This is a genomic window from Nocardioides oceani (assembly GCF_030412965.1).
In the GTDB taxonomy this organism is placed as follows: Bacteria; Actinomycetota; Actinomycetes; order Propionibacteriales; family Nocardioidaceae; genus Nocardioides; species Nocardioides oceani.
Map to the genome: position 1 here is coordinate 17155 of NZ_JAUHJQ010000013.1, position 21461 is coordinate 38615.

General features: G+C 75.5%; 21 protein-coding genes, 4 tRNA genes and 1 pseudogene. 12 read left to right on the top strand and 14 right to left on the bottom strand.

The genetic code is table 11. From position 1 onward, the window contains the following. Positions 1–51: 51 nt before the first annotated feature. The 4 genes from QWY28_RS20600 to QWY28_RS20615 all read right to left on the bottom strand — a co-directional run bounded on the left by QWY28_RS20600 (position 52) and on the right by QWY28_RS20615 (position 4028). Positions 52–855, bottom strand: a complete 804-nt coding sequence (locus tag QWY28_RS20600; RefSeq protein ID WP_300954651.1) for a S8 family serine peptidase — start codon at positions 853–855, stop codon at positions 52–54. Beyond that, positions 852–1370, bottom strand: a complete 519-nt coding sequence (locus QWY28_RS20605) for a GAF domain-containing protein (protein ID WP_300954652.1) — start codon at positions 1368–1370, stop codon at positions 852–854. The genes QWY28_RS20600 and QWY28_RS20605 overlap by 4 nt, the downstream gene beginning before the upstream one ends. Continuing rightward, complete coding sequence (locus QWY28_RS20610) at positions 1367–3034, bottom strand: MFS transporter (protein ID WP_300954653.1); 1668 nt, start codon at positions 3032–3034, stop codon at positions 1367–1369. The genes QWY28_RS20605 and QWY28_RS20610 overlap by 4 nt, the downstream gene beginning before the upstream one ends. 79 nt (positions 3035–3113) lie before the next feature. Beyond that, positions 3114–4028, bottom strand: coding sequence for a universal stress protein (locus QWY28_RS20615; RefSeq protein ID WP_300954654.1), 915 nt, complete (start codon positions 4026–4028; stop codon positions 3114–3116). Between the two features lie 108 nt (positions 4029–4136). On the opposite strand from QWY28_RS20615, the gene QWY28_RS20620 reads away from it, so the two are divergent. Next, complete coding sequence (locus QWY28_RS20620) at positions 4137–4586, top strand: pyridoxamine 5'-phosphate oxidase family protein (RefSeq protein ID WP_300954655.1); 450 nt, start codon at positions 4137–4139, stop codon at positions 4584–4586. Here the strand turns inward: QWY28_RS20620 and cydD are convergent. The 4 genes from cydD to QWY28_RS20640 form a co-directional block, all read right to left on the bottom strand. Next, the gene (gene cydD / locus QWY28_RS20625) at positions 4568–7882 is read right to left on the bottom strand and encodes a thiol reductant ABC exporter subunit CydD (RefSeq protein ID WP_300954656.1); all 3315 of its coding nucleotides are present in this window, start codon (positions 7880–7882) and stop codon (positions 4568–4570) included. The two genes, QWY28_RS20620 and cydD, sit on opposite strands and share 19 nt — an antisense overlap. Then, the gene (gene cydB / locus QWY28_RS20630) at positions 7879–8898 is read right to left on the bottom strand and encodes a cytochrome d ubiquinol oxidase subunit II (RefSeq protein ID WP_300954658.1); all 1020 of its coding nucleotides are present in this window, start codon (positions 8896–8898) and stop codon (positions 7879–7881) included. The genes cydD and cydB overlap by 4 nt, the downstream gene beginning before the upstream one ends. Before the next feature lie 37 nt (positions 8899–8935). Beyond that, on the bottom strand, positions 8936–10393 hold the full coding sequence (locus tag QWY28_RS20635; RefSeq protein WP_300954659.1) for a cytochrome ubiquinol oxidase subunit I: 1458 nt from the start codon (positions 10391–10393) through the stop codon (positions 8936–8938). A 154-nt stretch (positions 10394–10547) separates the two neighbouring features. Continuing rightward, entirely contained in the window at positions 10548–10982 is a 435-nt protein-coding gene (locus tag QWY28_RS20640) for a MarR family winged helix-turn-helix transcriptional regulator (RefSeq protein ID WP_300954661.1), read from the bottom strand. Positions 10983–11086: 104 nt separating this feature from the next. On the opposite strand from QWY28_RS20640, the gene QWY28_RS20645 reads away from it, so the two are divergent. After that, positions 11087–11674, top strand: a complete 588-nt coding sequence (locus QWY28_RS20645) for a sigma-70 family RNA polymerase sigma factor (protein ID WP_300954662.1) — start codon at positions 11087–11089, stop codon at positions 11672–11674. Between the two features lie 13 nt (positions 11675–11687). Here the strand turns inward: QWY28_RS20645 and QWY28_RS20650 are convergent, their stop codons facing one another. Continuing rightward, positions 11688–12680 carry an Acg family FMN-binding oxidoreductase gene (locus tag QWY28_RS20650; protein WP_300954664.1) on the bottom strand — a complete coding sequence of 331 codons (993 nt, stop codon included), beginning with the start codon at positions 12678–12680 and terminating at the stop codon, positions 11688–11690. 138 nt (positions 12681–12818) lie between these two features. Between QWY28_RS20650 and QWY28_RS20655 the strand changes: the two genes are divergently transcribed. Next, positions 12819–13469: a response regulator gene (locus tag QWY28_RS20655; protein WP_300954665.1), complete on the top strand. Its 651-nt coding sequence runs from the start codon at positions 12819–12821 to the stop codon at positions 13467–13469. A 10-nt stretch (positions 13470–13479) separates the two neighbouring features. Here the strand turns inward: QWY28_RS20655 and QWY28_RS20660 are convergent, their stop codons facing one another. Next, on the bottom strand, positions 13480–13893 hold the full coding sequence (locus QWY28_RS20660) for a pyridoxamine 5'-phosphate oxidase family protein (protein ID WP_300954667.1): 414 nt from the start codon (positions 13891–13893) through the stop codon (positions 13480–13482). Between the two features lie 92 nt (positions 13894–13985). Between QWY28_RS20660 and QWY28_RS20665 the strand changes: the two genes are divergently transcribed. Together QWY28_RS20665 and QWY28_RS20670 are read left to right on the top strand one after the other, a co-directional pair. Then, positions 13986–15704: a sensor histidine kinase gene (locus QWY28_RS20665; RefSeq protein ID WP_300954668.1), complete on the top strand. Its 1719-nt coding sequence runs from the start codon at positions 13986–13988 to the stop codon at positions 15702–15704. After that, positions 15701–16426 (top strand): PH domain-containing protein, encoded by a 726-nt coding sequence (locus QWY28_RS20670; protein ID WP_300954670.1) that lies wholly within the window; start codon positions 15701–15703, stop codon positions 16424–16426. Before QWY28_RS20665 ends, QWY28_RS20670 begins: the two co-directional genes overlap by 4 nt. Positions 16427–16576: 150 nt before the next feature. Here the strand turns inward: QWY28_RS20670 and QWY28_RS24465 are convergent. From QWY28_RS24465 to QWY28_RS20685, 4 genes and pseudogenes are all read right to left on the bottom strand, one after another. Continuing rightward, a pseudogene (locus QWY28_RS24465) lies at positions 16577–16837 on the bottom strand (nitroreductase/quinone reductase family protein); the annotation flags it as partial. 115 nt (positions 16838–16952) lie between these two features. Continuing rightward, a tRNA-Val gene (locus QWY28_RS20675) sits at positions 16953–17027 on the bottom strand. A 20-nt stretch (positions 17028–17047) separates the two neighbouring features. Beyond that, positions 17048–17118 (bottom strand) — tRNA-Cys (locus QWY28_RS20680). Between the two features lie 44 nt (positions 17119–17162). Beyond that, positions 17163–17235: transfer RNA gene (locus QWY28_RS20685), tRNA-Gly, on the bottom strand. 137 nt (positions 17236–17372) lie between these two features. Here QWY28_RS20685 and QWY28_RS20690 point away from each other — a divergent pair. The 7 genes from QWY28_RS20690 (at position 17373) to QWY28_RS20720 (ending at position 21314) form a co-directional block, all read left to right on the top strand. Next, positions 17373–18194 (top strand): aminotransferase class IV, encoded by an 822-nt coding sequence (locus tag QWY28_RS20690; RefSeq protein ID WP_300954671.1) that lies wholly within the window; start codon positions 17373–17375, stop codon positions 18192–18194. A gap of 118 nt (positions 18195–18312) precedes the next feature. Further along, a tRNA-Val gene (locus QWY28_RS20695) sits at positions 18313–18384 on the top strand. Positions 18385–18489: 105 nt separating this feature from the next. Continuing rightward, the gene (locus QWY28_RS20700; protein WP_300954674.1) at positions 18490–19200 is read left to right on the top strand and encodes a hypothetical protein; all 711 of its coding nucleotides are present in this window, start codon (positions 18490–18492) and stop codon (positions 19198–19200) included. Between the two features lie 92 nt (positions 19201–19292). Continuing rightward, entirely contained in the window at positions 19293–19733 is a 441-nt protein-coding gene (locus tag QWY28_RS20705; protein ID WP_300954677.1) for a YbaB/EbfC family nucleoid-associated protein, read from the top strand. Next, entirely contained in the window at positions 19730–20050 is a 321-nt protein-coding gene (locus tag QWY28_RS20710) for a type VII secretion target (RefSeq protein ID WP_300954679.1), read from the top strand. The genes QWY28_RS20705 and QWY28_RS20710 overlap by 4 nt, the downstream gene beginning before the upstream one ends. Next, positions 20047–20880: a WXG100 family type VII secretion target gene (locus QWY28_RS20715; RefSeq protein WP_300954682.1), complete on the top strand. Its 834-nt coding sequence runs from the start codon at positions 20047–20049 to the stop codon at positions 20878–20880. The genes QWY28_RS20710 and QWY28_RS20715 overlap by 4 nt, the downstream gene beginning before the upstream one ends. Beyond that, a complete protein-coding gene (locus QWY28_RS20720; RefSeq protein WP_300954684.1) occupies positions 20877–21314 on the top strand; it encodes a YbaB/EbfC family nucleoid-associated protein in 438 nt (145 codons plus the stop codon). Before QWY28_RS20715 ends, QWY28_RS20720 begins: the two co-directional genes overlap by 4 nt. The last annotated feature ends 147 nt before the right edge of the window (positions 21315–21461 follow it).

The window sequence follows — 21461 nt, forward strand, 5'->3', positions numbered from 1 at the left end:
GGCCCGACCGCACACCGAACGACGCGACCGGCGGGGGCCGCGCCCGGGCGCTCAGGGCCGCGCGTTGTCGCACGCGGCGTGCAGCAGCGCCTTGACCTGGTAGGCGTTCAGCCCCGGGTGCCGGGCCCGGACCAGCGCGGCCATGCCGGCGACGTGGGGCGCGGCGAAGCTGTTGCCCGTCGCGACGATCGACCCGCCGTCGGCCCAGGCGACGTCGACGTCGGTGCCGTGCGCGGCGAAGTCGACGGGCGGGCACGGGTTCGCGGTCAGCCCCCACGGGTCGTGGTCGCGCCGCGAGGCGACCGAGACCACGGACGCGAACTCCGCGGGGTACGTCGGCCCCGGGACGTTGTTGGCCGCGCACACGAGCACCACCCCGGCGTGGTGCGCGAGGTCGGCCACCTCGTGGAGCGGGGCCTGCCAGGCGGGGCTGCGGCTGGACAGGCTGAGGTTGACCACGTCCATCCCGTGCTCGACGGCCCACGCGATGCCGGCCACCAGCATCGCCCCGCGCCCCTTCAAGTTGGGGCCGAGCACCCGGACGCTGTGCAGCGACACCTCGGGTGCGATCGAGCGGATGATCCCGGCGCACGCCGTGCCGTGGCCGACCAGGTCCTCGTGCGGGCCCGGCACACGACGTACGCCGTCGGGCTCGTCGAGGTCGACCTCCATCGCCACCCACCCGTCCACGCCGCCGACGCGGGGGTGGTCGGCGTCGATCCCGGAGTCGACGACGGCGACCTTCACCCCGGCGCCGGTCGACCCGCCCCAGGCATGGGTGCGGGCGTCCTCGGTCGCCAGGGCGAGCGCCCGGACGGGCGCCGCGGCCCCGAAGGACCAGGCGACCTCGCTCACCCGTGGTCCTCCACGACGGCGTCGAGGAGCCGGACCGCGAGCCGGCTGGCAGCAGGCCCCGCCGCGGAGACGGCGGCGGCCGCACGGGCGAGCGCGCCGGTCACGGGGCTGGTCGTGGCCCCGGCGACGAGACCGGCGACCAGGTCCACCAGCGCGAGCCGGGGCGGCCCCTCGGGGTCGAGGACCTCGAGCACGCCGGCCACGCCGCCGTCGGGGCGCAGCAGCGGGGAGGCCAGCACGGTGGTGGGGACGTACGCCGTGGACTCGGCCGCCGCGCGGTCGAAGCGGCGGTCGGCGGAGACGTCGGCGACGGCGATCGACTGCCCGGTGAGCACCGCCCAGCCGGCCAGCCCACGGCCGACCGGCAGCTCGAGGCCGACCACGGCCGTGGCACCGGCCCCGTCGGCCGCGACGAAGACGAGCCGCTCGCCCGCGGGGTCGAGCAGCGCGCAGGAGCAGGCAGCGGCGGCGCACGCCTCGCGCACGGTGGCGACGACATGCTGCAGGTCGGTCATGCGGTCTCCCGTAGGGGGTCGAGGAGGGGGCCGTGCGTGCTGCGGGCCAGCCGCAGCGCGGCGCGGGACAACAGGGCGGGGGAGGGGGCGGTGCGGGTGAGGGCGTCGCGGAAGGCCGGGCCGTCGATGCGCAGGAGCACGGTCGTCGTCGCGGTGGCGACGGTGGCGGTGCGTGGCCGGTGGTGCAGCAGCCCGATCTCGCCGAAGTGGTCGCCCTCGCCGAGCATCGGCATCGTGCGGGTCCCCGTCGCGTCGTCCACGCCGACCGACAGCCGGCCGGCGAGCACGACGTAGAGGGCATCGGCGCGGTCGCCCTGGCGGACCACCAGCTGACCCGGCTCCAGCGACATCCGCAGGGCACCGCGCGCCAGCTGCTCGAGCGCCCCGGCGGGCAGCGCCTCGAACAGGTCGCACGCGGCGAGCGCCTCGACCCGGTCGTCGGCGGGCGCGTCGGCGTCGGCGTCGGCGAGCCGCAGCAGCGGCCATGCGAGCAGGCACGCCACCGACGTGCCCAGCCCGGCCACCCACAGGGCCCCCTCGAGTCCGAGCCCGGCGACCAGCAGCGGGGCGGCGAGCGACCCCACGAGGACCGCGCCGAGGAGCAGGCTCTCGAAGGCACCGGAGACCCGGGCCAGCACCTGTTGGGGCAGCGAGCGCTGCAGCGCGGTGAGCGCCAGCACGTCGACGACGACCGTGCCGGCGCCGCGCACGACCATCGCCGCCACCGCGGCGGCCGGCTCGGCGAGGAGCACCAGCACGACGAGGGGGAGGAAGTAGGCCACCAGGCCGACCACGATGACCGGCGCCAGGCGTGCCCGTCGCTCGGCCCAGGGCACGAGCGCGGCCCCCAGCACGCCGCCGAGGCCGAGGCCCGCGAAGAGCAGCCCGACCCCCTCGGCGCCGGTGCCGAGCAGCTCGTCGGCGGCGCCCACGAGCAGGACCGAGTCCAGCCCGTAGCCGACCGTGGCCAGCACGCTGCACCCGACGAGCACCGTCACGGGGGTCGAGGACACGATCGCCCGGACCCCGGCCCCCAGCTGGCCGAGCACGCCGACGGTCCCGCCCTCGGTGACGTCCTCGGCGCCGCTCCGGATGCGCACCGCGCCCATGGCCGCCGCCGACAGCAGGAACGAGGCGGCGTTGACGGCGACCGCCTCCGGAGGACCTGCGACCGCCAGCAGCAGCCCGGCCAGCGCCGGGCCGAGGACGACGGTGACGTTGTCGACCACGCTGCGCAGCGCGTTCGCGGCGGCCAGGTCGCTCTCGCCGACCACGAGCGGGGTCAAGCCCACGGCCGCCGGTTCGTAGGCCGTCCCCACCACCGAGGTCAGGCCGGCCACGGCGACCACGACCGCCACCGGGGCGCCGAGGGCGAGCAGCGCGGCGTTGCCGGCGACCAGGACCGCCAGCGCCAGGTCCAGGCCGACCATCAGGCGCACCTTCTCGACGCGGTCGGCCACCACCCCGGCGTACGGGCTCAGGAGCAGGGCGGGCAGGAACCGGCAGGCCGTGGCCGCCGCCACCCAACCGAGGGAGCCGGTGACGTCGTGGACCCAGACGCCGAGCGCGACCGTGTACGCCCAGCCGCCGATGTCGGACAGCGTGAAGGCCGCCATGAGCAGGCGGAAGTCGCGATGGCGCAGCGGCACGAGGAGGGTGGGCACGCCCCGAGCGTGCGCCCTCCCGGCCGGGAGTTCCGTCGGACCGGCGACACAACCGGCGACACAACCGGCGACCCGGCGGTCAGCCGACGTCCGGGACGACGAGCACCGGGCAGGTGGCGTGCTCGAGGACGGCGACGCCGACCGAGCCGCGGAGCATTGCGGTGACCGGACCGCTGCGGTGGTGGCCGACCACGACGAGGTCGCGGACGGCGGACTCGCGGCCGAGGACCTCCTCCGCGAGCCCGCGCGCCAGCTCGACGACGACGGACACGTCGGGGAACTTCTCCGACATCCCGGCGACGCTCTCGGCCACCACGCGGCGCAGCTCGTCGGTGTCGGCGGTCGGCACCGGCACGACGTGGGCGGGCGTGGTCGCGGCGACGACGTCCCAGAAGCAGTGCACGACCGTGAGCGGCAGGCGGCGTGCCGACGCGTGGCGGTACGCCGCCTCGAGGGCCGGCCGCGAGCGCTCGGTGCCGTCGACCCCCACGACCACGCCGTGGCGCTCGGTGTCGGGCGCGCCGGGCCGGACCACGACGACCTGGCCCCGGGCGTGCCGGGCGACCGCGACGCCCACCGAGCCGAGGAGGAGGCTGCTGACCGGTCCGCGACCGTGGGAGCCGACGACCACGGTCTCGGCGACCGCGGTCGCGGCGATGAGCGCCTCACGCGGGTCGACGAGGCGCAGGACCTCGACGACCTCGACGGTCGGGTGGCTGGTGCGGACCTCGGCGGCGGTGCGGGCGAGCAGGTCGTGTCCGGCGGCCTCGATGTCGCGGGTGACCTCGGTGGGGTCGACGGCCATCGACGTCAGCCACATGCTCGTGGTGGGGCTCAGTGGGTCCGCGGCGTGCAGCAGCACGAGCCGGCGGCCCTCGAGGGCGGCCTGGTCGGCGGCCCAGGTGACGGCCTCGGCCGCACAGGCGGAGCCGTCGACGCCGACGACGATGCTGCCGGCGGGGACCTCGGTGCGGGTGGTGGTGTTCTCGTCCATGGCTCCACGCTCCCGCGGGCCGGTGGTCCGTGCCCACGGGCGGACGACCCGGACGTGGCGGGACCAAAGACCCGGGAGCCGCCGGCGTCGCGGTGCGAGGATCGGCCCATGAGGTCGGAGACCGAGCTGGACGCCGGGGACTGCCGCACGCTGCTCGAGCGGGGGGTGGTCGGCCGGATCGCCTTCTGGGCCGAGGACGGACCGCGGATCCACCCGGTGAACTACAGCGTGCTCGACGACGCTGTCCTGGTGCGCACCCTCCCCACCTCGGCGCTGGCCCGGGTCGCGCAGGAGTCACCCGGCGCGCCCGTCGCGTTCGAGGTCGACGGCCTCGACCACGCCGACCAGCGCGGGTGGAGCGTCCAGGCCCGCGGCCCGGTCGAGAGGCTCACCGACCCCGAGGCCGTCGTCGAGCTCGAGCGGGTCCGCCCGCCGCGCACGTGGGCGCCCGGCGAGCGGACGGTCGTCGTGCGGCTGTGCTGGACCGAGCTCACCGGGCGGTGCCTCGGGACCGGGTGGGACCCCGTACGCGACCAGGACTACCGCAGGCTGCGCTGACCGACCGTCCCGGTGGGGCGGCCGGCGAGGTCCACGACGTCGTCGACCAGGTCCAGCCCGCTGCCGTCGTGGGTGATCCACACCAGGCTGCGCTCGCGGGGCCCGGTCAGCAGCTCCTCGACCAGCTCGGCCGCCGTCGCGTGGTCGAGGTGGGCGGTCGGCTCGTCGAGCACCAGCACCGGGTGCGCGGCCAGCAGCGACCGCGCCACGGCGATCCGCGCCCGCTCGCCGCCGGAGACCTGGGCGTGGCCCTCGCCGAGCCAGGTGTCCAGCCCGTCCGGCAGCGCGTCGAGCCACCGGCCGAGCCGGGCCCGGCGCAGGGCGTCCTCCACCTCGTTGTCGGTCGCGCCCGGCCGGGCCAGCCGCACGTTCTCCACCAGCGTGCTCGCGAAGACGTGCGGGTCGTCGTCGACCAGGCCGACCAGGCGGCGTACGCCGTCGGGCGCCACGTCGGTCGTGCGCGCGCCGCCGAGCCGGACCGCGCCGGCGGCCGGGTCGACGAAGCGCAGCAGCAGCGCGGCCAGGGTGCTCTTGCCCGAACCGGAGGGGCCGACGACACCGACCCGGCTGCCGGGCGCGACGTCGAAGGTGACCTCGGGCAGCCCGGACCGGGCGCCGTCCCAGCCGCCGCGGACGTGGTCGACGGCGACGTCGTGGCCGTCGGGCTCGGCGGTCGCCGCGGTCGCGCGGACCGCGGGGGCGCGGTGCTCGAGCTCGTGCAGCCGCGCGGCCGCGGCGCTGGTCCGCGAGGAGAGCGCGCCGGCGTCGGCGAGCGGGAGCAGCACGTCGGCCAGGGCCAGTGGCAGCAGCACGAGCAGGGCGGCCATCGGCCCGGAGAGGTCCCCGGCGCGCACGGTGCCGGCGGCGATCGTGGCGGTCAGCGCGAGCGACCCGCCCGTGGCGGCGAGGACCACCGCGCGGGCGGCGCCGGTCCGGACACCCGAGCGGACCGTCGAGCGGCCGAGCCGGTCGCTGAGCCCGGCGACCCGGTCGGCGGCGCGCTCCCCGGCCTGCCACATGACCAGCTCGGGCAGCACGGAGGTGACCTCGACGGCCGACTCCGAGAGCGCCGCGCGGTGCTCGACGGCGGCCCGCTCGGCCGCATCGGCACCCCGCCGCGCCAGGAGGTACGCCGCCGCGCCGGCCAGCCCCGCGACGGCGGTGACCGCGAGGCCGGCCGCGGGGGCCAGCCAGGTCGCGACCGCGCCGGTCAGCAGCACCACGAGCGCGGCCTGCCGGACGGGCATCCGCACCCGCAGCTCGGCGTCGACCACGCCGTCGACGTCGTCGACCACCGAGGCGAGCAGGTCCCCGCGGCGCCGGCCCAGGCGCCCGGGCGTCAGCGGTACCAGCGCGTCGTACACCTCGACCCGCCGGCGGGCCAGCAGCCGCAGCGCGACGTCGTGGGAGCGCAGCCGCTCGGCGTACCGCAGCACCGGGCGGGCCAGGCCGAAGGCGCGGACGCCGACGACGGCGACCATCAGCGTCAGCACGGCCGGGTGCGTGGAGGCCTGGACGATGAGCCAGCCGGCGGTGGCGGTCAGGGCGACGCCGGAGGCCGAGGCGAGGGCCCCGATGACCGTGGCGGGCCACAGGCTGCCGGCGGGCTCGGCCTCGTCGGCCGTGCCGGCCACCGGCGCGGGACCTGCGGCGCTGCCACCTCGACCCCGCGATGCCACCTCGGCGGCGGGAGGGGCCGGGGGAGCCGACATCTCCAGGTGGTGGTCGGCGACGGCGAGCAGCGCCGGGCGGTGGGCGACGACCACGACGCCGCTGGTGCGGCCGAGCTCGGCGACGGTGTCGACGATGACCTGCTCGGTCAGCTCGTCGAGGTGGGCGGTGGGCTCGTCCAGCAGCACCCACGGGCGGTCGGCGACCAGGACCCGCGCGAGCGCGAGGCGGGCCCGCTCACCGGCGGAGAGGGTGAGGCCGTCCTCGCCCAGCGGGGTGTCGAGGCCCGCCGGCAGCGCGAGGACGCGCTCGGCCAGCGCGACCCGGCGCAGGGCGGTCCACAGCTGCTCGGTGCTCGCCCCGGGGGTGCCGAGGCGGAGGTTGTCGGCGAGGGTGCCGGCGACGAAGACCGGCCGCTGGGGCAGCCAGGCGACCTGCTCCTGCCAGCCACGGCCGGCCGCGTTGCGGCCGCCCACGGTGACCGACCCGGCATCGCGCGCCAGCAGGTCGGCGACGGTGGCGAGCAGGGTGGACTTGCCGCAGCCGGACGGGCCGGTGACGACGGTGACCCCGCGCGCGGGGATCGTGGCAGTCAGGGCGTCGATCGCGGGGACGGTGCGCCCGGCGTGGGTGACGCTGACGTCGGTGAGCACCAGGTCGCCGAGCCCCGGGCGTCGGTCATCGGGGCCGGGAGGAGCGGGCGCCGCCGTGACCAGCGCGTCGACGGCCTCGAAGGTCGCGACACCCTCCGCGGCGGCGTGGAACTCCGCACCGACGCGGCGCAGCGGCCAGTACGCCTCCGGCGCCAGCAGCAGCACGAACAGGGCGGTGGTCAGACCGAGGTCGCCGTGGGCGAGGCGGACGCCGACGGTGACGGCGACCAGGGCGACCGACAGCGTCGCCACCAGCTCGAGGACGGCGGAGGAGGCGAAGGCCAGCCGCAGCGTGCCCAGCGAGGTGCGGCGGTACCGGTCGGTGACCGCGCCGATCGTGCGCGACTGCGCGCGCGCCCGGCGGTAGGCCACCAGGGTGGGCAGGCCGCGGACGACGTCGAGGAAGTAGCCGGAGAGGGCGGCCATCGCGCGCCACTGCTCCTCTGCCTTGTCGCGCGTGGCGAGGCCGACGAGCGCGCCGAAGACCGGGACGAGGGGCAGCGTCGCGCCCACGATCACCGCGGAGAGCAGGTCCTGGGTGGCGATGACCGCCAGCGTCAGCAGGGGGAGGACGCCCGCGAGGACGACGGCCGGCAGGTAGCGGGTGAGGTACGGCTCGGCCGCGGACACGCCACGGGTCAGCAGCACCGCGTCCCCGGGCTCCGCGCGGCCGCGGCGCAGCAGCGCGCCGACGACCTGGCGCCGCAGGTGGGTGCCCACGAGCGCCGCGGCCCGGGCGGCCAGCGCGTCGCCGGCCCAGCCGGTGAGTGCCCGGAGCCCGAGCACGACGGCCACGGCCAGCGCCCAGGCGCGCAGCGGCTCGTCACGGACGACCGCGACCACCAGGCCGGTCACGACCCATGCCTGGGCGACGACGAGGACCGCGCCGAGGAGCCCGCTCGCCAGGACGCCGGCGAGCGGGCCCCGGGCGGGGGCCAGCTGCCGGCGCAGGCGCGGGTCGGACGGCTTCACGAGCCCTGGCCGGCGAGGACCGGCTCGGGGATGTGGTGCACGGCGATCCGCTTGCGGAAGACCCAGTAGGTCCACGCCTGGTACATCAGGACGAGCGGGGTGAAGATCGCGGCGACCACCGTCATGATCTTCAGCGTGTACGCCGTGGCGGCGGCGTTCGTCGTGGTCAGGCTGGTGCCGTCGGCGAGCGTCGTGGGCATCACGTCCGGGAACAGCGCGAGGAACAGCCCGGCGACGCCGAGGGCGATCGCGACGAACGTGCCGAGGAAGGCCCAGCCCTCGCGGCCCGCCGGCAGGGCGACCAGCCCGCCGACCAGGGCGGCCGCGGCGAGCCCGAAGGCGACGAGCGAGGCGGCGGTGCCGGTCTCGAGCTGGGTCCAGGCGAGGAACAGCACGGTGACGGCGGCCGCGGCCAGGCCGACCTTGACCGCCAGGGCCCGCGCCTCGAGTCGGATCGGGCCGTCGGTCTTGAGCGAGACGAACACCGCGCCGTGGGTGAGGAAGAGCAGGAGCGTCATCGCGCCGCCGAGCAGGGCGTAGGGGTTGAGCAGCTCGAAGAACCCGCCGACGTACTCCATCTCGGCGTCGATCTCGACCCCGCGCAGGATGTTGGCGAAGGCCACGCCCCACAGGAACGCCGGCACGAAGGAGCCGACGATGATCGCTGCGTCCCAGCGCGACTTCCAGGTGGCGTCGTCGCGCTTGTGGCGGTACTCGAAGGCCAGGCCGCGGACGATGAGGGCGACGAGGATGAGAAGCAGCGGGAGGTAGAACCCGCTGAACAGCGTGGCGTACCACTCGGGGAAGGCTGCGAAGGTCGCGCCGCCTGCCACGAGGAGCCAGACCTCGTTGCCGTCCCAGACCGGGCCGATGGTGTTGATGAGGACGCGGCGCTCGCGGTCGCCGCGGCCGAGGACCGGCAGCAGCATGCCGACGCCGAAGTCGAAGCCCTCGAGGGTGAAGTAGCCCATCCAGAGGACCGCGATGAGCGCGAACCAGACGGTGGTGAGTTCCATGGGGTGCTGATCTCTTCTCAGGTAGCGCCGGGTCGGCTCAGTAGGCGAAGGCGAGGGGCTTGTCGGCGTCGTCCTCGGTGCGGACCGACGGCAGGTCGGCCTCGGTCACCGGGTCGGCGCCCTTGCGGATGTAGGTCAGCAGCAGGCGGACCTCCACGACCGCGAGGAGGCCGTAGACCGCGGTGAGGGTGACCAGCGAGATCATCATCTCGGTGGCGCTGACCCCGGGGGAGACCGCCGACGCGGTGGTCATCAGCCCGAAGACCGCCCAGGGCTGGCGACCGATCTCGGTGAAGATCCACCCCATCGAGTTCGCGAGCAGCGGCATGAAGGGGAGCAGCGCCACGGCGACGTACAGCAGTCGCCCGGCGGGCGCGCGCCCCTTGCGGGTGGCCCACAGCAGCCAGGTCGCGACGCCCATGGCGAGCAGGCCCAGGCCGATCATGAACCGGAAGGTCCAGTACGTCGTGGGGATGTTCGGTGTGTAGTCGCCGGCGGAGTAGTACGCCGCGCCCGGGTCCTGGCCGTAGGTCTCGCGGTAGGTCTCCCGGAGCTCCTCGATGCCCTTGACCTCGCCGTCCCACGTCCCGGTGGCCAGGTAGGACAGCAGGTGGGGGACGGTGACGGCGAGCTTCTCGCGCTCCCCGTCGGGCGTCCCGATCGTGAAGAGCGAGAACGGGGCCGGCTGCTCGGTCTCGTAGAGCGCCTCGGCGGCCGCCATCTTCATCGGCTGGACCTCGGTCATCACCTTGCCCTGGACGTCACCCACGAGGGCGACGCCGAGGCCGGTGACCAGGACGATCCAGGCGCCGGTGCGGGTGGCCTTGCGCCACATGCCGGTCTCCTCGCCGGTGGCGCCGACGGCCTGGTGACGGCGCAGGTGCCAGAAGGCGATGCCGACGACGAAGGCCGCGGCCGTCATGTACGCCGCGAGGACGACGTGCGGGAAGGTCACGAGCTGGACCTTGTTGAACATGACCGCGGCGAAGTCGTTCATCTCGGCGCGACCGGTCTCGGGGTTGAACTCGTAGCCGACGGGGTGCTGCATCCAGGAGTTCGCGGCCAGGATGAAATAGGCGGAGAACAGCGTGCCGAGGTGGACCAGCCACATGCAGGCGTTGTGGAGCCTCGCCGGGAGCCGGTCCCAGCCGAAGATCCACAGACCGAGGAAGGTCGACTCGAGGAAGAACGCGAGCAGGCCCTCGATCGCCAGCGGGGCGCCGAAGACGTCGCCGACGAAGCGGCTGTAGTCGCTCCAGTTCATCCCGAACTGGAACTCCTGGACGATGCCGGTCACGACGCCGATGGCGAAGTTGATCAGGAAGAGCTTGCCGAAGAACCGGGTCAGCCGCAGCCACTGGGTGTTGCCGGTGCGCAACCAGGCCAGCTGGTAGCCGGCGACCATCGCCGACAGGCCGATGCTGATCGGCACGAACATGAAGTGGTAGACGGTCGTGATGGCGAACTGCCACCGTGCGATGTCGAGCGGGTCCACGGTCCCTCTTCCTGGGGTGGTCCTGACGGGTGATCGGCGCCGGTGAGCCGGCGTCGACCACGCTAGGAATCCAGGCAGGTGCTCCGGCACGGGCGAGGGTCCCTGAGCCGGGGGGACTTTGGTCCCGCGTCGTGGAGGGCGGGGTCCGCGGGGATCAGTCGCGGACGCGGGAGGTGAGCAGGCGCAGGGTCTGCTGGAGCGCGACGAACTCGTCCTCGTCGAGCCCGAGGGCGTCCTTCATGTCGCAGTGGATCCGCGTCGCGTGGACGCGCAGCGCCTCGCCGCGGCCCGCCAGGGTGACCTCGACGAACCGCTCGTCGTCGACGGAGCGACGCCGCGTCAGCAGGCCCTCGCCCTCCATCCGGCGCAGCAGGGGCGTCAGCGTCCCGTGGTCGAGCCGCAGCTCGTCGGCGATTTGGCGCACGGTGCACGTGCCGCGCTCCCACAGGACGATGAGCACGAGGTATTGCGGGTACGTGATCCCCAGCTCGCCCAGGACCGGCCGGTACGCCGCGGTCACGGCTCGCGACGCGGCGTACAGGTCGAAGCACAGCTGGTCGGCCAGCGGCGGCGTGACCGGTACGGACATCTGCCTATCGTCGCACGCAGGCGGGTACCTTGTGCGCAAGTTTCTTGTGCGACAGGCAGGCTGTCGCCACCGCGAGCGGTCGCGGAGGCAGGGGAGGGGGCGGCGTGTCCCAGTGCACGACGCAGGAGCGGGGCCCTGCCTCGTTGGAGGAGCACCTCGTCGCGGTGGGCCGGGGTGACCTCGCGGCGTTCGGCCCGGTCTACGAGGCGGCCGCACCACGCGTCCTCGGCCTGGCCAACCGGCTGCTGCGCGACGCGCACCAGGCCGAGGAGGTCGCCCAGGAGGTGCTGCTCCAGGTCTGGCAGTCGGCGTCCCGCTTCGACCCCGCGCGCGGCTCGGCCCTGGCCTGGGTGATGACCCTGGCGCACGGGCGCGCGGTCGATCGGGTCCGCTCGAGCGACGCCGCCCGCCGTCGCGACCTCGCCGACGCCCGGCTCGGCGTGGTCCGCGAGCACGACGAGACCGTCGCCGCGGCCGAGGCCTCGCTCGACGCGGTCCGGGTGCGGCGGGCGCTCGCGGCGCTGCCCGCGGGCCAGCGGCAGGCGCTGGAGCTGGCCTACTTCGGCGGGCACACCCACCGCGAGGTCGCGCACCTGCAGGGCGTCCCGCTCGGCACGGCCAAGGGCCGCATCCGCGACGGCCTGCTGCGGCTGCGCTCCGTGCTCGCCTCCGAGGTGGCCCAGCCGGCCTGACCGGGTCCGGCGGTCAGCCGAGGAGGACGTCGTCGACGTCGCGACGCGGCGCGCGGGGCAACGTGCTGCGCGCGATCTCCTGCCACCCGATCCGCACGACCAGCTGCGGGTGCGCGGACCCGTCGAGCACCTGGTGCCGCAGCGCTTCGCGCGTCTCCTCGACCTCGACGACCTGGCTGAGCGGCACGACCGACAACCGCTCCGTGGTCGCCCGCAGCCACAGCGCGCTCAGCGCCTCGCCGGCGTGCAGCCGGTCCAGCGTGGTGTCGCCCCGCGTCGCGAGGACGAGGACGCCGTCGCTGCTGCCCACGGCGGTGTCGTCGTGGTCGCCGGCCCGGTCCCCGCCCCCGCCCCCGGCCAGGTCGTCGAAGCGGGTGCCGGCGCCGACCGGCACCGCTGCCGCGGGCACCCCGTCGCGCAGCCCGTGGTCGACCCACCGGCGCTGCTCCTCGCGGAGCCGACGGTCCGCGGCCTGACGCTCGCGAGCACGGGCGAAGAGCAGCTCGGTGCGGTGCCGGCGGGTCAGGTCGAGCAGCGCCAGCACCTCCGCCCCTTCCGCCGAGCCGACCTCCGCGAGGTGCTCCAGCCGCTCGTCGGGCACCGGCCAGGAGGTGAACCGCCGCCGGTCGGTCACGCGGGTGGCGATCGCGGACAGGTCGCGGGCCGCGGTCGGCGCGACCTCGCCCCGCCGCAGCGAGACGCGCGCCAGCAGCTCGGGACGGCGTACGTCGGGGAGCCTGTCGACGGCGGCGCTCCAGCCGTGCGCGGCGGCGCCGACCCGCAGGTGGTGCAGCGCCGCACCGCAGCTCAGCAGCAGGTTGCGGCCCGTCGGGTCCGCGGCCGGGAGCCGCCGGGCGGGGTCGGCGTACAGCTCGACGGTGCCGGCGTCCGGCGCCTCGGCGGCCTCCACGCGCCACAGCCAGGGCTGGGTGTTGTGCACGCTCGGCGCGCGGCAGGCCAGCCCGACCAGGGCGGCGAGCTCGGTGCGCGTGGCGTGGGACGACATGGGGGCTCCTTCGGCGGCAGTGGGAGTGCTCCTCCCCAGGGTGCGCGTCGCCGGCCGGTCGCGGCAGGGACCAAGGTCCCGAGCGCGGAGGTCCAAGAGCCCCGGCGGACGGGGGAGGAGGGGGGTAGGTTGCGGATCATGGCCGAGGAGACGTCCGCGAAGATCCGCGTCTACCTGCTCGACGACCACGAGATCGTCCGCCGCGGGATCCGCGAGCTGCTCGAGAGCGAGGGCGACATCGAGGTCGTGGGCGAGTCGGGGCTGGCCGAGGAGGCCGCGCGCCGGATCCCCGCCCTGCGCCCCGACGTCGCGATCCTCGACGGCCGGCTGCCCGACGGTTCGGGCATCGACGTGTGCCGCGAGGTGCGCTCGCGCGACTCCTCGATCCGGGCGCTGATCCTGACGTCGTACGACGACGACGAGGCGTTGTTCGCCGCGATCATGGCCGGCGCGGCCGGCTACATCCTCAAGCAGGTGCGCGGCACCGACCTGCTCGACTCCGTGCGCCGCGTCGCGGAGGGCCAGTCGATGCTCGACCCGGCCGTGACCGCCCAGGTCCTCGAGCGGCTGCGGAGCGGTCCTCCGACCGACGAGGGCCGCGACCGGCTGACCGGCCAGGAGCAGAAGATCCTCGACCTCATCGCCGAGGGGCTCACCAACCGCCAGATCGGCGAGCGGCTGTTCCTCGCCGAGAAGACGGTCAAGAACTACGTCTCCTCGCTGCTGGCCAAGCTCGGCCTGGAGAGCCGCACGCAGGCGGCGATCTACGCCACCAAGCACCAGCGCTGAGCCGAGCCGTTCATCCCTCGCGCGGCGGCAGGCGCCGGCCGGTGACCTCGCGCGGGTCGATCACGACCCACAGGGGGCGCGGTCCGGCGGGCCAGGTCTCGACGGCCGGCGGCGTCGCGCCGCCGTCGCTCGGGAACCGCACGTGCGCGGTGCCGCGCACCAGCACGCTCCAGGCGGCGTGGCTCGCCTCGTCGGCCCCGTCGACCTCGAGGGCCACCGGGCTCTGGTCGGCCTCCCGCACGAGCGCGGCGTACGCCGAGGTGCGGATCCACAGCGTCCGCCCGGCGACCCCGTAGTTCACCGGGACGACCGTCGGGCCGTCCGGTGCGGTCCAGGCGACCCGCCCCAGCCCGCGGCCGGCGAGCAGCTCCCAGCACTCGGTGGTGGACAGGGTGCGCAGCTCGGTTCCGGTGTCGGTGGTCATGCCACCAGCGTCGGCCGTGCACCCGTGCGGCGCCCAGGGTGGAACGTCCCGGGCCGGGAGGACCAAGGACCCGAGGCGCTAGCGTGCGGGCCATGGCGGACGACGACGCTGCCGGCCTGCAGTCGGCCGGTTTCGACGAGCTGCTGCGCGAGGTGCTCGGCCGCGTGCAGGGCGTGATCGACGAGCAGGAACGGCTGCGGCTGCTGCTCGACGCGGTGGTCACGATGGCCGCGGACCTCTCCCTCGACGGCGTGCTGTCACGCATCGTCGAGGTCGCGAGCCGGCTCGTCGGGGCGCGGTACGCCGCGCTGGGCGTGATCGGGGGCGGGCCCCACCGTCCGCTGAGCACCTTCGTGCACCACGGGATGGGCTCCGAGGTCGTGCACACCATCGGCGACCTGCCGCGCGGGCACGGGATCCTGGGGCTGATCATCGACCGCCCCGAGCCGCTGCGGCTGCACGACCTCGCCGAGCACCCGGCGTCGTACGGCTTCCCCGCCGGGCACCCGCCGATGAGCTCCTTCCTCGGGGTCCCGGTCCGGATCCGCGACCGCGTCTTCGGCAACCTCTACCTGACCGAGAAGGAGGGCGGGGTCGACTTCACCGAGACCGACGAGGAGGTCGTCGTCGCCCTTGCGGCCGCCGCCGGCGTCGCGATCGAGAACGCCCGGCTCTACGGCGAGGCCGCCCTCCGCCAGCGCTGGCTCGCGGCGACCGCCGACGTCACCGCGCTGCTGTCCGGCGCCGACCCGCGCGGGGTGCCCGCCGACGAGGTCGCCGACGACGCGCTCCGGGCGGTGGTGACCCTCGCCCGTGAGGCCGCCGGCGCCGACCTCGCCTGGGTCGTGGGCGGTACGACGGAGCACCCCGTGGCCGTGGCCGCCTCGCCCGTCGGACCGGACCACGCCGGCACGTCGCCGGCCAGCATGCCGGTCACGGTCGCCGCCCACCCGCCGGCGGACGAGCCGTCGTCGGTCCCCGACACGACCGAGGCCGGGTTCACCGGGGCGGGCTGGCCAGTGCTCGGGCCCGCGGTGACGGTGCCGCTGCGCACGCCCGACGAGACCCACGGCGTGCTCGTGCTCGCGTGGTGCCCGGACCACGCCCACCGCCACCAGGACCTCGACCTCGCGCTGCCCACCACCTTCGCCGAGCAGGCCGCACTCGCCCTGCAGGTGGCGCGGGCGCGGGCCGACCAGCAGCGGCTCGCCGTCTTCGAGGACCGCGACCGGATCGGCCGCGACCTGCACGACCTCGTCATCCAGCGGCTCTTCGCGGTCGGCCTCGGCCTGCAGGGCACCGCCCGCCAGCTCCAGCAGCCGGAGCTGGCCGCGCGGGTGGAGGAGGCCGTCGACGAGCTCGACGCGACGATCAAGGACATCCGCCGCTCGATCTTCGCCCTCGGCTCGACCGACGCCCGCTCCGACCTGCAGGCCGAGGTGACCCGGATGGTCGACCGGGCCGCGCAGACGATGAAGGTCCGCCCGAGCCTGCGTTTCGACGGGCCGGTGCGCACGCTGGTGCCCACCGAGGTCGCGCCCCACCTGCTGGCGGTGCTGGGGGAGGCGCTCTCCAACGCCGCGCGGCACGCCGACGCCCATGCCGTCGACGTCCACCTCGAGGTCGGCCGCGAGGTCGTGCTCACCGTCGCCGACGACGGTCGGGGGCTGCCCGGGGACGCACGCGAGAGCGGGCTGCGCAACCTGCGCCAGCGCGCCACCGAGCTGGGTGGGTCCTGCGACATCACCTCCGCCGCCGGGCAGGGCACCACCGTGCGCTGGGCGGTGCCCACGCGGCGTACCCCTGCATGAGGGGGAGCCGGGGTCCCGCCGTCGCGGCGTGGCGGTGGGCGTCCGGGGCCCTGCTCCTCGTCGTCGCCCTGGTCGGCGTGCTGATGCTCGTGGTCGGCGGTCCGCTGCGCACGGTCGGGGGAGCGGCCGCGCTCGGGAGCGTCGCGGCGGTCCTGGTGGCCGTCGCCGGACCGCGGACGCCGCGCGCCGGCGTGCGTCTCGTGCGCGTGCCCGGCGGGCTCGTGCTCCCACGCCGGCCTGGGCACGTGGCGGCGCTGGCGGCGACCGCCGTGCTCGGCGGGGTGGCGGCGTTCGGGCTGGGCGCTGCGGCCGTCCTCGAGGACGACCCCGACCGGCGGGTCGGCGCGGCCGTGCTGTACGCCGTGCCCTGCGTCCTCGCGGGCCTCTGGCTGCTCCTCGCCGGAGCATGCGGGCGGGGCCGGATGCTGCTCACCCAGGACGCGCTGGTCTACCGGTCGCTGCTGGCGCCCACCCGCCGCTACCCCTGGGCCGACCTCCGGGGAGTCCGCGCCGACCGGCGAGCGGGTGGCGTCCTGCGCTTCGCCGGCGACCGGCACCGCCCGCTCACGGCGGCGGGGCAGGGCGCCGACCCCGAGCGCCTCGCCGCCGTCCTGGACCACCTCGCCCGCGCCCGCCCGCGTCGCGACGTGCTGCTCGCGCCGGACGGTCCCGAGGTCGTCGCGGGCTGGCTCACCGGCGAGCGTCCGCTGCCGCGGCGCTGATCCCGTCGGTCCGGTCCGGTCCGGACCGGACCCGTCGACCCACTGCACCTGCACGACCGGCTGGTCAGGCGGCAGCGGAGTGCGCGGGAAGCGGGCGCGGTACGTCGCCCGCGCCCCGGCCGCGGCCGGCGTCCCGCCCGGCAGCGCCACGCCCCGCCCGTCCCGCCAGCGGCCGCCGACCAGCACCCGCACCGGCGCCGGGGACCGCAGGTTGCGCCACCACGTCTTGGTCGCCGCCCGACCCGGCACGACGACCAGCCCGTCGGGCCCGGTCGCGGCCACCACCGGGAACCGGTGGATCCGCCCGGTGCGGCGCCCGGTCACCTCGAGGGCGACGACCGGCCCGAGCAGCCGGTGCAGCGGCGTGGCGAGCAGGCGCAGCAGGACACGACGCGACAGCGGGGTCCTCATGGCGCCAGGCTGGTGGCGGACCGACCCGAGTGGACCGGTCGAGAGGCCCGGCCGGCGGGGACGAAGGTCCCGGGAGACCAGCGAACCCCCGGGCGGGGGGCCAGGGGGTTCGATCTGGTGGGCGATACTGGGTTTGAACCAGTGACCTCTTCCGTGTCAAGGAAGCGCGCTACCACTGCGCCAATCGCCCGAGTATGGAGTTCTTCTCAGAGGTGGGTACGGGATTTGAACCCGTGTAGACGGATTTGCAGTCCGTTGCCTCGCCTCTCGGCCAACCCACCGTGCCGGTCCCTCCATGGAAGGACCTGGTGGAAAGACCTCTGCGAGCGGACGACGAGGCTCGAACTCGCGACCTCAACCTTGGCAAGGTTGCGCTCTACCAACTGAGCTACGTCCGCTTGCTTCCGGCCGGGGCCGGCGTGCGAGAAGAACATTAGCCGAATGCCAGGGGGCCGCAAAATCGGGGTCCCCCTCGCGTTTCGCGCAGGCGTTCGTACCGGCGCGCGCCGCCCGTCCCCCTCCTTAGAGTGGCCGCATGCACGCCTGGATGGACGGCCACCTGCTCCCCGACGCGACCGCTCCGGCGGTGCCGGTCACCGATCACGGCTTCACCGTGGGCGACGGGGTCTTCGAGGCGGTGAAGGTCGTCGACGGCCGCCCGTTCGCCCTGGGGCGTCACCTGGACCGGTTCGAGGTCAGCGCCGCGGGCCTCGGCCTGCCGCCCGTGGACACCGACGCCGTGCGCCGCGGGGTCGACGCCGTCCTCGGCGCCGAGCACCTCCCGCTCGGGCGGCTGCGCATCACCTTTACCGGGGGACCGGCACCGCTCGGATCCGGTCGCGGCGACGCCGACCCCACGCTCGTCGTGGTGGCCGACGCCATGGGGCCGGCCGAGCCGACCACGCGCGTCGCCACCGTGCCGTGGCCCCGCAACGAGCGCGGCGCCCTCGCCGGCCTCAAGACGACGTCGTACGCCGAGAACGTGGTCGCCCTCGCCGAGGCCCGGCGCCGCGGCGCGACCGAGGCGGTCTTCGCCAACCTCGCGGGCCACCTGTGCGAGGGGACCGGCTCCAACGTCTTCTACGTCGTCGACGGCGAGCTCCGGACGCCGACGCTCGCGAGCGGCTGCCTGGCCGGCGTGACCCGCGGGCTGGTGCTCGAGTGGTTCGGCGGACGCGAGGTCGACGAGCCGATCGACGTCATCGAGCACGCGAGCGAGGTCTTCCTCGTCTCCACCACCCGCGACGTCCAGGCCGTCAGCCACTGGGACGACCGCGAGCTGCCGGCGCCGGGACCGGTCACCAGCGACGCCGCCCGCGTGTGGCGCGAGCGCGAGCCCGAGCTCCTCGGCCGCTGACCCCGGGCGACAGCGGCTCTCGGCGGCTGTCGGCGGCCGGTCGGGAGCCGGTCGGGAGCCGGTTGGGAGCCGTCGGCCGCCATGGGCTACAGTTTCGGCCGCACCGCAGGGTGCAGACGGGCGATTGGCGCAGTGGTAGCGCGCTTCGTTCACACCGAAGAGGTCACTGGTTCGAACCCAGTATCGCCCACCGTCGAGATCGGCCCCGGACTGCGAGTGCAGCCGGGGCCGATCTGCTTCCCGATCCGCTCCCCTGATCCGGGCCACCCGGCCGGACCCTCGCTAGGGTCGCTGCGTGCCGGAGCCGCTGCAGGTCGTCCTGTCCGTCGTCGGGCTGATCGCGTTCTTCGTGGTCGGCACGCTGGTGATCCTGAGGCTCGCGTCCTCGCCGTCGGACCGCGCGGTCGCGCGCACCAAGCGGCGGGCCGAGGGCGCACGCGCCGACGTCGCCGCGGCCGCGGGGAGGCACGGCTGGCACGTGCGCACCGGGCCGGCCGCCGACCGGCCGTTCCCGGCCGACCTGGCGATGACGTACGCCGAGCCGCGCTCGTGCGACCAGGTGGTCGAGGGCCGGCGGCCGCTCCGCTTCACCGCCGAGACGTGGACGATGGGCCGCCGCAACGCCGGCTCCGCGGTCGCGGTCCCGGTACGGCAGCACCTCACCCACGTCGTACCCCCGAACCTGACGCGGCCGCTGCCGCGCTTCGCCGTCGCCCGGGGCCGGCTGCTCGCCTTCGCCCCGGTCAACCTCCCCGACGACCTGGTGCGGGCCGAGAACCGCCGCATCGACGAGGCGCAGGTCTGGGGCGACGACCAGGGTCTCGCGGAGTGGCTGCGCCCGGTGCTGCCCGCCCTGGTCGACGCCGAGGTCTGGCTGGTGGTCGGGCCCGACCGCCTCGTGCTGTCGCGCGAGGGCGAGCTGGACGAGGACGGGCTGCTCGCCCGCCTGGCGCTGGCCCAGCAGGTCGTCGCGGCGGTCGAGGCGGCCGACGCGGCCGGTCGCTGACATGTGCTGATCCGGGGCTGGACGAGCGCTGGTCGGGCGCCCGATCCGGTCAGGGACGTTTCGGCCGGCGCTCGGCCGGGGAGACCGTCCCCGTGCCCGAGACACCGTTCCCGAGCGGCATCCAGCGCCGCCCGTTGCCGCCGCCGACCGGCCCGCTCCAGCGTCCGAACCCGAACGCCGCGCTGCTGGCCGAGATCACCGAGCAGGTCGTCGCCGGCCTCGAGCGTGCCGCCGCCCAGGACGCAGCCGCGCGGGAGCGGCTCGCCCAGGCTGCGGGCGGGGCCACCGGCACCGCGCTCGACGGCGCGGTCGAGGTGAGCGTCGACGGGAAGTCGATGATCAGCGGAGCCCGGTTCGGGCCCGAGGTGACCGGCCTGCCGGCCGAGGAGCTGCGCCAGCTGACGCTCGCGGCCCTCGGCGACGCGAGGGACGCCCTCGCGCTGCCCTCGGCGGCCTCCACCCTCGGGACCCTGCACAAGCGTGACGCCGCGGACGCCATCCTGCGTCTGCTCGACGAGGGGAGGAAGCGATGAGCGGAGAGCTGAACGTGACGCCGGCCGAGCTGCGCAGCCATGGCAGCGACCTGGCCGCCGTGGCCGCCAAGGTGGGCGGGGCCAAGAGCGCCGGAGGGACGGTGACGGGGCTGTCGACGCAGGCGTTCGGCCTGCTGTGCAGCTTCTTCACGCCGCCCTGCCTCGTCATGAGCGCCGGCGCACTGGAGTCGATGGACGGCCTGCAGGGCAGCGTCGAGCGCTATGCGCGGTCGGTGCCGGAGTTCGCCGACGCTCTGGAGGCGACGGACCGCCAGGTCGGCTCCGGCATGAACCAGGTGAGGGGGCGGCTGGCATGAGCGAGCTGCTGGCCGTCGACCCCAGCGACGTCCTGGGGTCGCCGTACGACAACATCTCCGAGGGCGACCCCAGCGGCCTCGTCCAGTTCCACCCCGGCGCCGACGAGGCGGTCAAGGCCGGCATGGCCTTCGCCGACGGGGACTGGGCGACCGGTGTCATCGCGCTCGCCGGCAGCGGCGCGGAGATGGCCTCCATGGTGCTGGACCCGATCGCGACGCTCGCCTCGAGCGTCGCCGGGTTCCTCCTGGACTACATGCCGCCGCTGCCGCAGATGCTCGACGCGCTCGCCGGCAACCCCGACCTCGTCGAGGCGATCGGCGACACCTGGGTCAACGTCGCCGGCGCGATCGAGGAGGCCGCCGCCGACATGGACGCCTCGCTGGCCCGGGTGCTGGGCACCTGGACCGGGCAGTCCGCCACGACGTACGCCGCGGTCGCCGGCATGCTCGTCGACACCCTCAACAAGGCCGCCCACACCTACCGGTGCATCGGCAGCGGGCTGCAGACGGCCAGTGGCATCGTCGAGGCGGTCCGCGGCCTCACCAAGGAGATCATCGCCGAGCTGGTCGGTGCGCTCATCAGCTGGGCCGGGCAGGTCGCGGGCACGGCGGGCATCGGTGCCTCCTGGGTCATCCCGCAGGCGGTCTCCCGCATCTCCGAGACCGTCCGGGACGCCACCAAGCTCGCCGACGCGCTCACCGAGGCGATGCGCCTCGGCGACACGATGGTCGAGCAGGTCACGGCCGCCATCGGCTACCTCTCGACGTTCCTCGCCCAGGTGCGCGAGGGCCAGGGGCAGGCCGACCGGGCCGGGCAGGACACGGCATGACGACGCAGCCCGGCTCCGCCACGGAGGTCACCCCGGAGACGTTGGCCGAGATCCGGGCCGGTGCCGAGCGCCGGGCCGCCGAGGCGCGCGAGGCCTCCGACCGGATCCGGACGATCCGCGCCGAGGGCCGGTCCGACCGGGGCCTGGTGACCGTCTGGGTCGACGGCAGCGCGCTCGTCGAGGACGTCCGGTTCAGCGACGGGGCGTCCTCCAGCCCGGGGATCCTCGGGACGATGCTCAAGCAGGCGCACGACCGCGCCGTGGCCGACTGGCAGCGCCAGGTGGTCGCGATCACCGACGCCGTCCTCGAGGACCAGCCGATGCTCCGCGAGCACATCCAACGGGTGTCCGCCGAGGACGCACGTGCGCACACCCTCCCGCCCGACGAGGAGGACCCGGCCGCGCCGGAGCACGGTGGCGCGGACCGCCGCTGACGGGACGCCCGGGCCCAGCCCGGGGATGCGGGGACGGGACGCGGCACGTCGGACCGGGGATATCGGGGCGAGCCGGCGGGGGAGCGCTCGATAGCATCGAGCGTCCGGCCGGACGGCCGGAGCACTCCCAACCCCTCCAGGAGAGAT

Bases quoted from the DNA above. Each gene is read 5' to 3' on its own strand.
- QWY28_RS20715 (WP_300954682.1), top strand. From the start codon at position 20,047: ATGAGCGAGCTGCTGGCCGTCGACCCCAGCGACGTCCTGGGGTCGCCG.
- cydB (WP_300954658.1), bottom strand. From the start codon at position 8,898: ATGGAACTCACCACCGTCTGGTTCGCGCTCATCGCGGTCCTCTGGATG.
- QWY28_RS20665 (WP_300954668.1), top strand. From the start codon at position 13,986: ATGGCGGACGACGACGCTGCCGGCCTGCAGTCGGCCGGTTTCGACGAG.
- QWY28_RS20690 (WP_300954671.1), top strand. From the start codon at position 17,373: ATGCACGCCTGGATGGACGGCCACCTGCTCCCCGACGCGACCGCTCCG.
- QWY28_RS20660 (WP_300954667.1), bottom strand. From the start codon at position 13,893: ATGACCACCGACACCGGAACCGAGCTGCGCACCCTGTCCACCACCGAG.
- QWY28_RS20655 (WP_300954665.1), top strand. From the start codon at position 12,819: ATGGCCGAGGAGACGTCCGCGAAGATCCGCGTCTACCTGCTCGACGAC.
- QWY28_RS20720 (WP_300954684.1), top strand. From the start codon at position 20,877: ATGACGACGCAGCCCGGCTCCGCCACGGAGGTCACCCCGGAGACGTTG.
- QWY28_RS20605 (WP_300954652.1), bottom strand. From the start codon at position 1,370: ATGACCGACCTGCAGCATGTCGTCGCCACCGTGCGCGAGGCGTGCGCC.
- QWY28_RS20710 (WP_300954679.1), top strand. From the start codon at position 19,730: ATGAGCGGAGAGCTGAACGTGACGCCGGCCGAGCTGCGCAGCCATGGC.
- QWY28_RS20670 (WP_300954670.1), top strand. From the start codon at position 15,701: ATGAGGGGGAGCCGGGGTCCCGCCGTCGCGGCGTGGCGGTGGGCGTCC.
- QWY28_RS20620 (WP_300954655.1), top strand. From the start codon at position 4,137: ATGAGGTCGGAGACCGAGCTGGACGCCGGGGACTGCCGCACGCTGCTC.
- QWY28_RS20640 (WP_300954661.1), bottom strand. From the start codon at position 10,982: ATGTCCGTACCGGTCACGCCGCCGCTGGCCGACCAGCTGTGCTTCGAC.
- QWY28_RS20650 (WP_300954664.1), bottom strand. From the start codon at position 12,680: ATGTCGTCCCACGCCACGCGCACCGAGCTCGCCGCCCTGGTCGGGCTG.
- QWY28_RS20615 (WP_300954654.1), bottom strand. From the start codon at position 4,028: ATGGACGAGAACACCACCACCCGCACCGAGGTCCCCGCCGGCAGCATC.